The sequence below is a fragment of the Vitreoscilla filiformis genome (assembly GCF_002222655.1).
Taxonomy (GTDB): domain Bacteria; phylum Pseudomonadota; class Gammaproteobacteria; order Burkholderiales; family Burkholderiaceae_C; genus Ideonella; species Ideonella filiformis.
On record NZ_CP022424.1, the window covers coordinates 132,496 to 146,504 of the forward strand.

Annotated in this window: 18 protein-coding genes and 1 riboswitch; of the genes, 11 read left to right on the forward strand and 7 right to left on the reverse strand. The window is 62.9% G+C overall.

The genetic code is table 11. The features are described 5' to 3' along the window. Positions 1-82 precede the first annotated feature (82 nt). Positions 83-352 carry an AbrB/MazE/SpoVT family DNA-binding domain-containing protein gene (locus tag VITFI_RS18745; RefSeq protein ID WP_269768759.1) on the forward strand — a complete coding sequence of 90 codons (270 nt, stop codon included), beginning with the start codon at positions 83-85 and terminating at the stop codon, positions 350-352. Continuing rightward, a complete protein-coding gene (locus tag VITFI_RS16860) occupies positions 339-662 on the forward strand; it encodes a type II toxin-antitoxin system PemK/MazF family toxin (protein WP_089418318.1) in 324 nt (107 codons plus the stop codon). The genes VITFI_RS18745 and VITFI_RS16860 overlap by 14 nt, the downstream gene beginning before the upstream one ends. Positions 663-699: 37 nt before the next feature. On the opposite strand, the gene gloA2 is transcribed toward VITFI_RS16860, so the two are convergent. From gloA2 to VITFI_RS16875, 3 genes are all read right to left on the reverse strand, one after another. Next, entirely contained in the window at positions 700-1,125 is a 426-nt protein-coding gene (gloA2, locus tag VITFI_RS16865; RefSeq protein ID WP_089418319.1) for an SMU1112c/YaeR family gloxylase I-like metalloprotein, read from the reverse strand. Beyond that, positions 1,125-1,703, reverse strand: a complete 579-nt coding sequence (locus VITFI_RS16870) for a TMEM165/GDT1 family protein (RefSeq protein WP_089418320.1) — start codon at positions 1,701-1,703, stop codon at positions 1,125-1,127. The genes gloA2 and VITFI_RS16870 overlap by 1 nt, the downstream gene beginning before the upstream one ends. A 97-nt stretch (positions 1,704-1,800) precedes the next feature. After that, positions 1,801-1,901: riboswitch (yybP-ykoY riboswitch) on the reverse strand. 23 nt (positions 1,902-1,924) lie between these two features. Next, positions 1,925-3,490, reverse strand: a complete 1,566-nt coding sequence (locus VITFI_RS16875) for a cellulase family glycosylhydrolase (RefSeq protein WP_089418321.1) — start codon at positions 3,488-3,490, stop codon at positions 1,925-1,927. A 206-nt stretch (positions 3,491-3,696) separates the two neighbouring features. Between VITFI_RS16875 and VITFI_RS16880 the strand changes: the two genes are divergently transcribed. Genes VITFI_RS16880 through VITFI_RS16910 form a run of 7 tightly spaced genes read left to right on the forward strand, consistent with a single transcriptional unit; the run spans position 3,697 to position 9,455 of the window. Then, positions 3,697-4,752: a TRAP transporter substrate-binding protein gene (locus VITFI_RS16880; RefSeq protein ID WP_089418322.1), complete on the forward strand. Its 1,056-nt coding sequence runs from the start codon at positions 3,697-3,699 to the stop codon at positions 4,750-4,752. A gap of 18 nt (positions 4,753-4,770) precedes the next feature. After that, on the forward strand, positions 4,771-5,823 hold the full coding sequence (locus VITFI_RS16885; protein ID WP_089418323.1) for a TRAP transporter substrate-binding protein: 1,053 nt from the start codon (positions 4,771-4,773) through the stop codon (positions 5,821-5,823). A 12-nt stretch (positions 5,824-5,835) separates the two neighbouring features. Then, positions 5,836-6,378: a TRAP transporter small permease gene (locus VITFI_RS16890; protein WP_089418324.1), complete on the forward strand. Its 543-nt coding sequence runs from the start codon at positions 5,836-5,838 to the stop codon at positions 6,376-6,378. Beyond that, the gene (locus VITFI_RS16895) at positions 6,375-7,700 is read left to right on the forward strand and encodes a TRAP transporter large permease (protein WP_089418325.1); all 1,326 of its coding nucleotides are present in this window, start codon (positions 6,375-6,377) and stop codon (positions 7,698-7,700) included. Before VITFI_RS16890 ends, VITFI_RS16895 begins: the two co-directional genes overlap by 4 nt. Position 7,701: 1 nt before the next feature. Beyond that, complete coding sequence (locus VITFI_RS16900; RefSeq protein ID WP_089418326.1) at positions 7,702-8,208, forward strand: MarR family winged helix-turn-helix transcriptional regulator; 507 nt, start codon at positions 7,702-7,704, stop codon at positions 8,206-8,208. Then, positions 8,205-8,450 (forward strand): DUF3297 family protein, encoded by a 246-nt coding sequence (locus VITFI_RS16905; RefSeq protein WP_089418327.1) that lies wholly within the window; start codon positions 8,205-8,207, stop codon positions 8,448-8,450. Before VITFI_RS16900 ends, VITFI_RS16905 begins: the two co-directional genes overlap by 4 nt. Before the next feature lie 18 nt (positions 8,451-8,468). Next, complete coding sequence (locus tag VITFI_RS16910) at positions 8,469-9,455, forward strand: Bug family tripartite tricarboxylate transporter substrate binding protein (RefSeq protein ID WP_089418328.1); 987 nt, start codon at positions 8,469-8,471, stop codon at positions 9,453-9,455. Between the two features lie 16 nt (positions 9,456-9,471). On the opposite strand, the gene VITFI_RS16915 is transcribed toward VITFI_RS16910, so the two are convergent. The 3 genes from VITFI_RS16915 to VITFI_RS16925 are packed head-to-tail and all read right to left on the reverse strand — an operon-like array spanning position 9,472 to position 11,250. Beyond that, positions 9,472-10,716 (reverse strand): cystathionine gamma-synthase family protein, encoded by a 1,245-nt coding sequence (locus tag VITFI_RS16915; RefSeq protein ID WP_089418329.1) that lies wholly within the window; start codon positions 10,714-10,716, stop codon positions 9,472-9,474. A gap of 35 nt (positions 10,717-10,751) precedes the next feature. Then, positions 10,752-10,976 (reverse strand): oxidoreductase-like domain-containing protein, encoded by a 225-nt coding sequence (locus VITFI_RS16920; RefSeq protein WP_089418330.1) that lies wholly within the window; start codon positions 10,974-10,976, stop codon positions 10,752-10,754. After that, positions 10,969-11,250: a hypothetical protein gene (locus VITFI_RS16925; RefSeq protein WP_089418331.1), complete on the reverse strand. Its 282-nt coding sequence runs from the start codon at positions 11,248-11,250 to the stop codon at positions 10,969-10,971. The genes VITFI_RS16920 and VITFI_RS16925 overlap by 8 nt, the downstream gene beginning before the upstream one ends. Before the next feature lie 75 nt (positions 11,251-11,325). Between VITFI_RS16925 and VITFI_RS16930 the strand changes: the two genes are divergently transcribed. Both VITFI_RS16930 and VITFI_RS16935 read left to right on the forward strand, forming a co-directional pair. Further along, positions 11,326-11,820, forward strand: a complete 495-nt coding sequence (locus VITFI_RS16930) for a MarR family winged helix-turn-helix transcriptional regulator (protein WP_157725762.1) — start codon at positions 11,326-11,328, stop codon at positions 11,818-11,820. A 21-nt stretch (positions 11,821-11,841) separates the two neighbouring features. Beyond that, positions 11,842-13,029 (forward strand): CaiB/BaiF CoA transferase family protein, encoded by a 1,188-nt coding sequence (locus VITFI_RS16935; RefSeq protein WP_089418333.1) that lies wholly within the window; start codon positions 11,842-11,844, stop codon positions 13,027-13,029. On the opposite strand, the gene ylqF is transcribed toward VITFI_RS16935, so the two are convergent. Further along, complete coding sequence (ylqF, locus tag VITFI_RS16940; RefSeq protein ID WP_089418334.1) at positions 13,018-13,986, reverse strand: ribosome biogenesis GTPase YlqF; 969 nt, start codon at positions 13,984-13,986, stop codon at positions 13,018-13,020. The two genes, VITFI_RS16935 and ylqF, sit on opposite strands and share 12 nt — an antisense overlap. Positions 13,987-14,009: the final 23 nt, after the last annotated feature.

Sequence of the window (14,009 nt, forward strand, 5' to 3'; positions counted from 1 at the left end):
AGGAGAGTTTCACTTCCCCTCAAAATGTTCTACTTTGTGTAATATCCTGCCATCTTGTGGCATTTCACCAGGAGTCAGTTGGATGCACACCGCAACACTTCGCACAGTTGGGGGGTCTGTTGCCGTGACCCTGCCTCGCCAGCTTTTGCGCACGCTGGGGCTTGAAGCTGGGGCTCGGGTTGACGTGGAGTTGGTCGGCAGAAGCTTGGTGCTGTCTCCTGCCCGTCAACACGGCGAAAGTGCCAAATTGGCCGAGGGCTATCAAGCGATGGCACAAGACGCCCAGCGAGAAACCGAAGCGCTGGAATGGTGCAATGCTCTGGCGGGAGATGTGGCCGATGCAACGCGGTGAAGTCTGGTGGGTTGAATTTGACCCGGCCGTGGGCAGTGAAATTCGGAAAACTCGCCCAGCGGTGTTGGTGAGCAACGATGTCGCGAACAAGTACCTGGGGCGTGTGGTGGTCATTCCACTCACCAGCAACACCGGGCGGGTGTATCCCGGTGAGGCGGTGGTGTCGGTGGCTGGGCGCAGCAGCAAGGCCATGGCCGACCAAATCATGACGGCTGACAAAGTGCGGCTGAAAACCCATATCGGCACACTGTCGCAGGCCGATATGCTGGCCGTTGAAGACGCTGTGAAAGTGCATCTTGCTTTGACGTAGCCCCTGTCTTGGTGAGGGGCGTTGCTGGGCTGGCGTGTCAAACGCCGGTTTCGTACAACTCCAACGGCAGTCCGTCCGGGTCGGCGAAGAAGGTGAAACGCCGGCCCGTGAACTCGTCCACGCGAAGGGGTTCGACGCTCACCCCAGCCGCTTCCAACGCCGCTTTGCTGGCTGCCACATCCGCCACGCGCCACGCCAGATGGCGCAGCCCACACGCCTCGGGCCGACTCGGACGCGATGGCGGATCGGGAAAGGAAAACAGCTCGACCTGGGTGCCATCGGGCAACCCCAAGTCAAGTTTCCAGCTTTGGCGCTCGGCCCGGAAATGCTCGGCCAACACACGCAGCCCCAGCACCTCGGTGTAGAAGTGCCGTGAGCGGGCGTAATCGCTGGCGATGATGGCCACATGGTGGGTGCCCAGCAGGCCCACGGGCCGGGCGGGAGACGGCGAGACGTTCGGCATCAGAACAGCTTACCGACGTTGAGCAAGGTAAGCGCGCCCAAGACCAAAAAGATGAACGCCGAAACACCATGCACCAGTTTCATCGGCACGGCTTTGGCCACTTTGTCACCCAGGAACACGGCGGGCACATTGGCCAGCATCATGCCCAGGGTGGTGCCGGCAACCACCGCCACCAAGTCGGGAAACCGGGCCGCCAGCGCGACGGTGGCAATCTGTGTTTTGTCGCCCATTTCGGCCAGGAAAAAGGCCACGATGGTGGTGCCCAGCACGCCAAAGCGCGTGACGTTGCCGACGTTGGCATCGTCATCGTCCATCTCATCAGGAATGAGCATCCAGCCTGCCATGGCGATGAAACCCAGGCCGATCACCCAGCGCAGCACATCCGGCCCCAACAGCGCCGCGACGGCCCCACCCACCGCACCCGCTGCTGCATGGTTGGCCAGCGTCGCCACCAAAATGCCCGCGATGATGGGCAAAGGCTGCCGAAAGCGCGCCGCCAAAATGAGCGCCAGCAACTGGGTTTTGTCACCCATTTCACCCAGGGCGACGATGCCGGTCGAGACAAAAAAAGCTTCCATGAAACAACACCTGTGCGGGGCCGGCAAGACGTGCATGCATGACCACGGCACGCCCCCGGCCCTCGGGTTGGGCGTGCCGTGGTCATGGGTCTTGCCTGACAGGTGAGACCTGTCGCGGGTGCCATGGCCAATGGGGGCCAAGTGTGTTGACGCCAGCTCCCGCACAGCGGCGGGCGGCTACTCCCCCATGACGGGGAACGGCGCGCAGTGTAACAAGGGGCTCACTGCAAGGGCAAAGGCTCGCAGGTGCCGTTGCGTGGGGTGTTCCAGCGGGTTTGGTATTCGCTGTGCTGGCCTCGGCTGTCCGTGACTTTGGCGACCACGTCGTAGCGCCCCTGCGCGGCTTCTGGCACCTTCCAAGCGTACGGGGGTTGATCCAACTGCCCCACCAGTTTTTGGTTGACCCAGAGCTCTACGCGGGGCTGTTGGGGGGCGTCGGCGCTGGCGGTGACCGTGACCACATCACCTGGTCGCACGGTGTCACACTCCAGCGGCCATGTCACTACCACGCGGGGCGGGGCGGCGGCGGTGTCACGGCGGGGGCCGTTGAACTGTGCCATGCGGTTCAAGGTGCGCATGTGCTGTTCGGGATCCAGCGTGAAGGAATCCGCCTTGGTTCGCTTGGCGTTCGGGGACAAGCTGTAGCGATATTCCAAAATCCAAGGCGCAGCGTACGACACCCGTCGCTCCTTGAGTTTGTTGAGCACCCGGGCATTGAAGCCTGCGTCTGACTCGTCCATGGTCGGGTCACCAAACTCGCCCAAAAACACCTGCTTTCCTGCACTTTGCGCGATGTTTTGGACGCGATTGAGGATGTCCAGCTCTTTGTCCCCCAATCGGTTTAACTGCGATCGGTTGTGCCCGTCGTAGATGTGGATACTGAAGATGTCCACGGCGGCATGAACGTCCTTCAGGTATTGCGCGAATTGTTCCTCGTTGTCCGGCTGTGAACGGCGCCCCGCTTGGGGTTTCCATTCAGGCGATTGGCGCAAGGCATTGGCGTTAGGTCGAGGGATCGAAAACCCCGACGAAATCGGGCGCGTCGGGTCAGCCGCCCGCACGACAGCGGCCATCGCCCGCATGTAACTCAGCATCTCGTCGGTGCTGTAGTTGCCATTGGCTTGGCAGTACAAATCTTCATCCCCGCTGGCTTGGGCCACATCGGAGCGTTCGCAGCGCTGCTGGGAGTCCAAATCAGCACTCAGGTTCATTTCGTTGGTCAGTTCCCAAAAGAGAATGGCCCGGCGTTGTCGATAGCGCTGTACGAACTCACGGGCGTATCGGGCGGCCAGTTCAAACGAGCGGGAACCCGTCCGGGCGATCATGTCGGTGCGTGTTTCACCGGCGATGTTGGGAAACTGCATCGACTGCCAGTTCAACGTCACCACCAGTTGCAGGTGACGCTTTTCGACGTCGTCCATCATGGTGTCGATGATTTGCCAGTATTTGGCGGGATCGCTTTGCCACAGCGCCAGATCGTTCCGATCTTTGGGGTGGCGTGGCCCGTAGCCTGTCGCCGAGATGCGCAGGAACGCAAAGTTGTAGTAACGCGCATCGTCCAACGATTTGCGGGCCAGAGCGCGGCCCAGACGCTGCCAAGACACCGATCCGTCGCCGCCGGAAGCCAGCCCCAAATACTGGAGTGACAAGTTGTATTTGTTCACGCCCAGCACCGGTGTGGCCGGAGGCGGAAACGTGGGCGCAGCCGCAGCGGCAGGCCACGAACAGCCCGCACTCAGGGCCAGTGCAATGAGGAGGTGTCCCCGGCGAAAAAGAGGGTGAGTCATGGGCGGATGTTCCTTGTTCAATCAAGTCAGAGGCGGCCAGATCGGTTGAATCGACCGATTGGGAAGCATGCCATGTTCAGGCGTCGGTCGGACATCCAGATGATGAGTGCGCTGAACACTCACATGTCAGGGTTTGCGTGGATTGCTGACACCAACCTTGCCTCATATCGTTGTCGTGTCAACAAATAGACAACGGAGACATCCCCATGACCGCCCGTCAAAACCCGCTGCGCCCGCTGGCTGCGTTGGCCGCTGCCGTGCCGCTGATCCTTGCCAGTGCAACGGTTCAGGCCCAAGAAGTGACGATCAAGTTTTCGCACTTCTTGGCCTCGAACTCGAATTTCCACAAGAACGTGGCCGAGCCGTGGTGTGCCGCCATCGCCAAGGATTCGGGTGGCAAGCTCAAATGCCAGCTCTATCCGGCGCTGCAATTGGGGGGCGCGCCGCCGCAGTTGGTCGATCAGGTGAAAAACGGGGTGGCGGATGTGGTGTGGACATCGCCCAGTTATTCGACGGGCCGTTTCCCACGCACTGAAGCGCTGGAGCTGCCGTTCTCGCTGCCACCGGGCGGCTTGGACGGCTCACGCGCCATGTGGGACTACTACCAAAAACACGGCCAAGACGATTTCAAGGACTACAAGGTGTTGGCCCTCTTTAGCGCCAGCAACGTGGTCATGAGCACTGCCAGCAAGCCCATTCTGACGGTGGACGGGTTCAAGGGCGTCAAGCTGCGCAGCCCGTCGCGCTTTGCGGCGTTGTTCCTGACGGCGTTGGGTGGCACACCCGTGAACATGCCCATCGCCCAGGTGACGGAAGGCATTTCGAAGGGTGTGATCGATGGCGCCATGGCTCCGTGGGAAGTGCTGCCCGCCACCAAGGTCGATGAGGTGACGAAGTACCACATGGAAGGCCCAGCGAACCAGCCCGGTTTCACCCAAACGCCCATGGCCATCCTCATGAACAAGGCCAAATACGACAGCCTCTCGCCCGAACTGAAAGCCGTGATCGACAAAAACAGCGGCCTGAAGCTGGTCGAACTCACCGGCAAAGTCTGGGATGAGGGCAACAGCGCTGCCCGTACCAAGATGGGCGCGCAGGGCAACAAGATCCTCATCATCAAGCCGGAAGACTACGCGGCGATGAAAAAGGCCGCCGCCAGCGTCGAAGCCGACTGGATCAAACAAGCCACTGCACGCGGCCTGGATGGCAACAAACTGGCCGCCGAGGTTCACGCCATCGGTGCCAAGTACCAGCCCAAGTAAGCCTGAAGGAAAGCCGCCATGCTCGTGACACATCGACTGGCGGCGGTTGGCTTGGCCGCCGCTGCCTTGCTGGGTGCAGGCCGCGTCACCGCGCAAACGGTGACGCTCAAATTCGCCCACTTCCTGCCCTCGACGGGCAATTTCCAACGCCACATCGCCGAACCGTGGTGCGCCGCCATCGAGAAGGATTCGGGCGGGCGGCTCAAGTGCCAAATTTTCCCCTCGCTGCAATTGGGCGGCACGCCGGCACAAATCCCCGATCAAGTGAAAAACGGCGTGGCCGACATCGGTTGGACATCGCCCAGTTTCGCCACCGGTCGTTTCCCGCGCACCGAGGCGCTGGAGCTGCCGTTCTCGTTGCCGCCGGGTGGCCTGTCCGGCTCACGCGCCATGTGGGCCTACTACCAAAAGCACGCGCAGGACGATTACAAGGATTTCAAAGTCCTGGCCATCTTCAGTGCCAGCAATGTGGTGATCTCCACCGCGAACAAACCCGTCCTTACCGCCGATGGCTTCAAAGGCTTGAAGCTGCGCAGCCCGTCGCGCTTTGCGGCACTGCTCATCGGGCAACTGGGCGGCACGCCGGTGAATTTGCCGGTGGCGGCTATCACCGAATCGATCTCCAAAGGGGTGATCGATGGCGCGATGGCGCCGTGGGAAATCCTGCCCACCACCAAGATCGACGAGGTGACAAAGTACCACATGGAAGGGCTGCCGAACCAACCCGGCTTCACCCAAACGCCCATGGCCATCCTCATGAACAAAACCAAGTGGGACGGCCTGCCCGCCGACCTCAAAGCGGTGCTGGACAAACACAGCGGCGCAGCGCTGTCCGACCTGGCGGGCCGTGTTTGGGATGAAGGCAACGAAGCGGCGAAAAAGAAGATGACCGCGCAGGGCAACAAGATCCTCGTCATCAAGCCGGAAGACTACGCGGCGATGCAAAAAGCCGGCGCCGCCGTCGAGGCCGACTGGATCAAACAAGCCGATGCACGCGGGCTGGACGGCAAGAAACTCGCTGCCGAGGTTCACGCCTTGGGCGCCAAGTTCATGAACACCCCCAGCAAGTGAAGGAGCGATCACATGGCTGAACTCGTTCCGAACGACGATCTGCCTCGCGCCGCTGTGCCTTCGGGCGGGGTGCTGGGGCTGTTGAACCGCGTCATCACCTGGTGGGGTTTGGGTGGGGGGGCGCTGTTTTGTCTGATCGTGGCGATGTCCATCGTCTCGATCATCGGCCGCAAACTGTTTGCCACGCCGATCCAGGGCGACATGGAGTTGCTGCAAATGGGCGCGGCCATCGGCTCGGCGGCCTTTTTGCCGCTGTGTGAGCTGCACGACCACCACATCAAGGTCGATGCCCTCACCACCTGGATGAGCGAACGCGCCCGCGCCGCGCTGGACACCCTGGCGCACGCGCTGCTGATGTTGGCTTCGGGGGTTCTCACCTGGCGCACGGCGCTGTACGCCATTGAGGCGCACGAGAACATGGAAGTGTCCACCTTGCTGCTGGTGCCGCTGTGGCAACCGGTGGTGTTGATGGTGCCCAGCTTTGTGCTGCTGACCTTGGCAGCGCTGCACCGCACCATGCATTCGGCCCACGCGGCCTTGGGAGTTCGAGCATGAGCGGCATGGCCATTGGGTTGTGGATTTTCGCGGGGCTGCTGTTTTTATTGGCCTTGCGCATCCATGTGGGCGTCGGGATGCTGATTGGCGGTGCGGCGGGCTTTTTGGCGATGAACAACGGCGATCCGGCGGCGCTGCTGTTCACGATGAATCACCTGGCCTATGCGCGCCTGTCGAATTACGACTTGGCGGTGATCCCGCTGTTCATGCTGATGGGCCAGTTTGCGACGCATGGCGGGCTGTCCAAATCGCTGTTTCGCTGCGCGGCGGCGTTTTTGGGCCATTGGCGCGGCGGCTTGGCGATGGCCGCCACGGGCGCTTGCGCGGGGTTTGGCGCTATTTGTGGTTCGTCCCTGGCCACAGCGGCGACCATGGCCCAAGTGGCCCTGCCGGAATTGAAAGCGCATGGCTACTCCGGGCGCCTGTCCACTGGCACGCTGGCGGCGGCGGGCACGCTCGGCATCATGATCCCGCCCTCGGTGCCGCTGGTGATTTACGCGGTGTTGACACAGGAATCCATCGGCAAGCTGTTCATGGCCGCCGTCATTCCCGGTTTGATCGCCATGATGGGTTACATGGGGGTGATTCGCCTGTTGGTGACGCTCAACCCAGCAGCCGGCCCCGCTGGCCCCAAAGTGAATTGGAGTGGCCGACTGGCGGCCCTGATCGGTGTCACGCCGGTGCTGTTGGTGTTTGCGGTGGTGATCGTGGGTATTTACGGCGGCTGGGCGAATCCAACCGAAGCTGCTTCCATCGGCGCGGCGGCGTGCGGGCTGCTGGCGGTGGTCAAGGGCGGCATGCGCTGGGAGGGCATCAAAATGAGCCTGATCGGCACGGCCCACGCCACGGCCATGATTTTCTTGGTGCTGCTGGGCGCCGACTTGCTGAACTCCGGCCTGGCCATCACCCAACTGCCGACCGAGTTGGCCGAATGGGTGAAAAACAGCGGCCTGCCGCCCTTGCTGGTGTTGGTGGCGATCTTGCTGTGTTACGTGCTGCTGGGCTGTGTCATGGACTCGCTGGCCATGATTTTGCTCACCATCCCCATCTTCTACCCGATGGTGATGGGGTTGGACTTCTGGGGCATGAGCGTGCCGGACAAGTCGGTGTGGTTCGGCATCCTGGCGCTGATGGTGGTGGAGATTGGCTTGGTGCATCCGCCCGTGGGCATGAACCTGTTCATCATCCAGAAACTGGCCAAGGATGTGCCGTATCTGGAGACCGCCAAAGGGGTGATGCCGTTCTTGGCGTCGGACTTCTTGCGCATCGCGCTGCTGGTGGCGTTCCCTGCGCTCTCGCTGTGGTTGGTCAAAATGGCGTGACATGAACACACCTTCCGCGTTTCCGGTGCTGGTTCGCCACCTCACCTACAAGCTGCACATGCTCAACAAGCTCAATGACCGAGCCAGTGCCGAAGCCTACTTTGCAGGCTGCGGCCTGCCGCTGGCCGAGGCGCGCAGCCTCGCTGCGGTGGGCACCTTCGGCGACATGACGGTCAATGAGCTGGCCTTCGAAGCCAACCTCGACAAAGCGCAAGCCAGCCGCGCCGCACAGGCGCTGGTGGAGCGTGGCTACCTGAGCAAGCGACCCAACCCGCAGGATGCGCGCTGCGTCATCCTCAGCCTGACCGAAGCCGGGCGGCCCATGTGGCAAACCATGATGCAGCTCATCGAACAGCGCAACCGCGAGATCTTCGGCTGTCTCAGCCCCGCCGAACGCGCTTTGTTGGGGGAGCTGTTCGACCGGCTGATCACCAACGCCCAGCAGGGGCCCGCCGGGGGGCCACCTAGAATCGGCCGCGATTCTTTTCCTGAAACAGCAGCATCATGACCGACACCACCCGCCCTGCCTTGCCCGATCACCTGAGCGTCGATCCGCGCAGCCCTCACCACGTCGCTGCGGTGTTTGAGCACGACATTGGCATTCACTTCAACGGCAAAGAGCGCTTCGATGTCGAGGAATATTGCATCAGCGAAGGCTGGATCAAGGTGCCCGCTGGCAAAACGCTGGATCGTCGTGGCCGACCGCTGACGATCAAGCTCAAGGGCCAAGTCGAAGCGTTTTACCGCTGAACCCAGGAGGGGCTCCCCATGATTCAACCTTCCCGCCGTGCCGTTTTGGGCACCTTGGCGGCTGCGGCGCTGTGTGGCAGCGGCGTGGCACAGGCCACCGTCACCCCGCTGACGGGCAAAACCATCCGTTTGCTGGTCGGCTTCCCGGCAGGGGGTGGCACCGACGCCATCGCCCGCGTGCTGGCCGAGCATTTGAAAGACGAGTTGGGCGCCACCCTGATCGTTGAAAACAAACCCGGTGCCGGTGGCCAGCTCGCCGCGCAAGCCCTCAAGGCGGCACCAGCGGATGGTTTGACGCTGTTCCTCAGCCACGACCACACCATTTCCATCCTGCCCCAAGTGGTGAAGACCCCCGGCTTCAACCCGAGCACGGACTTTGTGCCGGTGGCGGGTTTTGCCAGTTTCGTTAATGCGCTGGCGGTGTCCGGCGGCACCTCGGCCAAGAGTTTTGCGGATTACGTCAACAGCGTGAAAGCGCAGGGCAGCAAGGGGTCGGTGGGCGTGCCGGCGCCGGCTTCGACGCCGGAGTTTTTGGTGAAGGTGATCGGCGAGAAATACAAACTCGACCTGGTGGCCGTGCCCTATCGCGGCAGCGCGCCGATGATGGCGGACATGCTGGGCAACCAAATCCCAGCGGGCGTGGGCTCGATCCCCGATTTCATCGAGAACCACAAGCAGGGCAAGATTCGCGTGGTGGCCGTGCTGGGCGGCAAGCGCCAGGCCGTGATGCCGGACGTGCCCACGTTCAGCGAACTGGGCTTGGCGGGTTTAGAGGACATGCCTTACTACGGCGTTTTCGCCCCCACCGGCACGCCCAAGGCGACGGTCGAAGCCTTTTCGAGCGCCTTGGCCAAAGTGATTGCCAAGCCGGTGGTGTTGGAACGCCTCACCGCCATGGGCCTGAGCGTCGGCCACATGACGGGTGAACAGCTCGGCCAGCGTGAACGCGCTTATTCTGCGGTCTGGGCCAAGCTGATCAAGCAGAGCGGGTTTCAGCCGCAGTGAGGCGGGGGGGATGGGGTTAAGCCAACGCTTGCCCCAAGTCCGCGATCAAATCGTCGGCATCCTCTAAGCCGATGGACAGCCGAATCAACCCATCGGCAATGCCCATGCGGGCACGGGTTTCGGCGCCGGCTTCCCAGAAGATCGTCGGAGCCACGGGGATGATCAAGGTGCGCGTGTCCCCCAGGCCCGTGGCCTTGATTACCACGTTCAATCGGTTGATGACTTCGACCAGCCGGTTCGCGTCGCGCAGCTCGAACGACAGCAGCCACGCCCCCGCTTTGAACAGCTTGCGCGCCCGCTCGTGCTGCGGGTGATCGCTCAAACCGGGATAGTGAACTTTGGCCACCGCTGGGTGCTCGGCCAAAAACGTCGCCAAGCGCAGCGCCGTGGCGCTGGCATGGTTGACGCGCAACGCCAGCGTCTCCGCGCCGCTGGCAATGGCGTGGGCTTGTTCCGAAGACAGGGCCGCGCCCATGTCCCGCAGGCCCTTTTTGCGGATCTGGGCCAGGCCCCATTGGCGTGAATCACCGCTGCGATACGCCGGGAAAATGTTCGGATAGCGCGACCAATCAAACAACCCCGTGTCCGTCACCGAACCGCCCAGCGCGGTGCCGTGGCCGGCGATGGTTTTGGTCAACGAATGAATCACCAGCGACGCGCCCACCGCCTTCGGGCGGAACAGCCAAGGCGAGGTGATGGTGTTGTCCACCACATACAGCAGCCCGCGTTCGGCGCACAGTTGGCCGATGCCTTCCAAATCGGGAATCTGCGTGCCGGGGTTGGCCAAGGTTTCCACAAACACCATGCGCGTGTTCGGCTGGAGGGCCGTGCGCACCGCGTCCACCGAGGTGACATCCACCTTGCTGACCTCGATGCCAAACTGCCCCAGCGTGCCCAACACGCTGTTGGTGTTGCCAAACACAAACTGGCTGCTGACGACGTGATCCCCCTGCTTGAGCAGCGTCAGAAACACCGCGCAGATGGCCGCCATGCCCGTGCCAAACGTGATGCTGCCGATCCCGTCTTCCATCTGGGTGATGCGGGCTTCCAGCGCCGCCGTGGTCGGTGTGCCTTGGCGGGCGTAGTTGAATCCCCCTTTGACCGTACCTTGGAAGACCCCAATCAAGTCTTCGACGCGCTCAAAGCCGTATTGCACCGAGGTGTGGATGGGCTTGCGAATGGCACCGTGTTCGATGCCGGCCCGGCGGTCGGCGTGAACCAGGGCGGTGGTGAAGCCCGGAGAAGGGTTGCTAGCGGTCATGGATGGCTCGGCAGTTCAGAAGCGAGCCACGCATTCTAGGAAGCTGTGGCCGGCGTGTCGTTCAGCAGGTGTTGCGCGTCTTCGATCCACCAGGCCGCAGCGGCATAAAACCCTTCCCACACACAGCCGTTGCAGCCTTTGCCGCAACACGTCGTCGGCTCGGGAGGGGGCGCCCGAAAACTCAACCCCCGCGCTTGCAACGCCGCACCCAACGCGGCGAACTGCGCCCGGACTTCGCGCAATGCGGGTGCTTCAACCACGGATCAGCTCCCGCACCCGCGTCAACACCCAACCGACCTCGGTTTCGCTCAACCCAATGTCGGGCGACTCGGCCACGCGACGGCAACGGGGCAGCACGTCGTGGAACAGCACCCCATCGCGGCCCATGTAGGTGTGGGCCACCTCGGCCAATTGCCGGGCCAGGGCTTCGCACAGGTCGTGGCGTTCGATGGCGGTGTCGATGGGCAAAGTGGGATCGAGCGCCAGAAAGCTGGCGGGCGGAGGGCAGCGTTGGTCGGTGTCGCGCAGGCTCATGTCACGGGTTCGGCCACAAAGGGGGGCGCGAGCTTACCCCAGCCCCATGGAAACAGGATGACAGAATGGCGCCCCATGGCCACCCGCAAAGCTCCCCGACAACCCGACACCACCACGCCCGAAGCCCAATTGGCCGAGGCCGAGTTGCACCACATCACCGGTTACCAACTGGCCCAAGCGTCCATCGTCACCGCCCAGTTGTTCATTGAACAGGTCGGCAAGCCGTTTGAGCTGCGTCCGGTGGAGTTCACGGTGCTGATGCTGATTGCGGACAACCCAGGTGTGTCCTTACGCCAACTGTCCCGCGCCCTGGCGATGACGCCGCCCAACATCACCATGTGGGTGGACAAGCTGGTGGAGCGCAATCTCGTCACCCGCGAGCGCAGCGCCACCGACGGGCGGGCCCAGCACCTCAGCACCACCGAGGCGGGTTTGGCGCTGGCACGGCAATCGTGCCAAGTGCTGCGCGAGGCCGAACGGGTGGCGCTGGGCACGGCACTCAGCCCAGCGGAACAAGCTTTGTTGATTGAGCTGCTGCACAAGCTGGCCTGCTGCCGCAGCGAAGACTGACCTCCCCCCAGGAGAGCCCCCATGCGCCCTGCCGATGCCCTGCCCTACGCCGACATCCGCGTCGTTGAATTCACCCACATGGTCATGGGGCCGACGTGTGGTTTGGTGTTGGGCGATCTTGGCGCCGAAGTGATCAAGGTGGAACCGCTGGCGGGCGACAACACCCGGCATCTGCTCGGTTCAGGCGCGGGGTTTTTTTCGGTGTTCAACCGCAACAAAAAAAGCCTGGCCGTCGATGTGAAAGATCCGCGTGGCCTGGAGGTGGTGCTCAAACTTTGCGCCACCGCCGACGTGTTCAGCGAAAACTTTCGGGCGGGCACCATGGCGCGCCTCGGGCTGGGGTACGAAGCGCTCAAGGGGTTGAATCCGCGTTTGGTTTACGTCAGCCACAAGGGGTTTTTGCCAGGCCCTTACGACCATCGCACCGCCTTGGACGAAGTCGTGCAAATGATGGGCGGCTTGGCCTACATGACCGGCCCCGAAGGCCAGCCCCTGCGTGCTGGGGCCAGTGTCAACGACATCATGGGCGGCATGTTTGGTGCGATCGGTGCCATGGCCGCACTGCGGGCGCGTGAGCAGACTGGGCGGGGGCAAGAAGTCCAAGCGGCGCTGTTTGAAAACAACGTGCTGCTGGTGGCGCAGCACATGATGCAATTCGCCGTCACCGGACAAGCGGCAGCGCCCATGCCCAGCCGCATCAGCGCGTGGGGCATCTACGACGTCTTCACGGTGCGCGACGGGGAACAAATTTTCTTGGCCGTGGTGAGCGACACCCAATGGGCCACGTTCTGCGACGCTTTTCAGTGGGGTGACTTACACGCCGATGCGCGTTTGGCCCGCAACAACCAGCGGGTCGAAGCGCGGCCCTGGCTGCTACCCCTGCTGCGCGAACGCTTGGCGTCTTGGCGAGCCACCGATCTGGGCGCGGTGTTTGAACGCGAAGGGCTGCCGTTTGCACCCATCATCCGCCCGGATCAGTTGTTGGATGACGCGCACTTGCTGGCCTCCGGCGGCTTGGCGCCGATGACGTTGCCCGATGGCCGCGAAGCCCGCACGCCCCTCCTCCCGCTGACCCTGGACGGCCAGCGTCCCCCGTTGCGGCTGAATCCCCCAGCCGTGGGCGAGCACACCGACGCCCTGCTGTACGCCCTGGGCTATCGAGAGGGGGACATTGCGGCCCTGCGTGCTGCTGGCGTGTTAGCGCCTTGAAGGCGGGCGCGTCCCGCTGCGCTTGCCAATGAGGCCGGCCTCGCGCAGGGCTTGTTTTTCGGCCAGACGGCGGGCTTCTTCAGCACGACCGGCGGCCAGCCAATGGGCAAACTCCTCCGGGGTTTCCAACGTCAAACGGCCTGTGTGACCGGCCCGGAAGTCGTTGATCACCACTTCGGCGGCTTTTTGCAAATCCACCCGAGCACCTGCACGCACAGCCCCGCGACGTTGGCCGATGGCTTCCAACAGCGCCTCAGCCGGCTGCACCGCAACTTCGGCTGCCGTCGATGGCAGACCGTAACGGGCCACCAGTGCGTCCGCGTAAGCGACTTGCAGCGTTTCCAGCAGTTCCAGGGCGACTTCCTGCTCGTCGTAGGCATTGCGTCCAACGGCGCCACTGGCGGCCAGGTGAAAACCCGCTTTCGGCACGATGATCTTGGGCCAGAGCATGCCGGGGGTGTCGAACAGATACGCCCCTGGGGCCAAGTTGATGCGCTGTTCGTTCTTCGTCACCCCCGCTTCATCCCCGGTCTTGGTGGCTTTTTTGCCCACCAAGGTGTTGATGAGCGTGGATTTGCCCACGTTGGGGATGCCACAAATCAAAACGCGCAAGGGGCGATCCAGGGTGCCACGATGCGGTGCCAGCGCTTGGCAAGCCGCCACCAGACGCGCCGCCGGCGCACGCTCACTGGCATCCAAACCGATGGCGCCCGTGCTGGCCTGTGCCCGCAGGTGAGTGAGCCACAGTTCGGTGCGGGCGGGATCGGCCAAATCTTGTTTGTTGAGCACCTTCAGGCTGGGGCGTCCTTGGGTGAGGTCGGCCAACAGCGGGTTGGCGCTGGAGCCCGGCAAGCGGGCGTCGAGCAGCTCGATCACCACGTCGATGCCCACCTTCATCCGCTCGGTGATGGCCTTGCGGGTGGCGTGCATGTGACCGGGGAACCATTGAATTGTCATGAGAGAAAAAAGCTCAAAGCGGG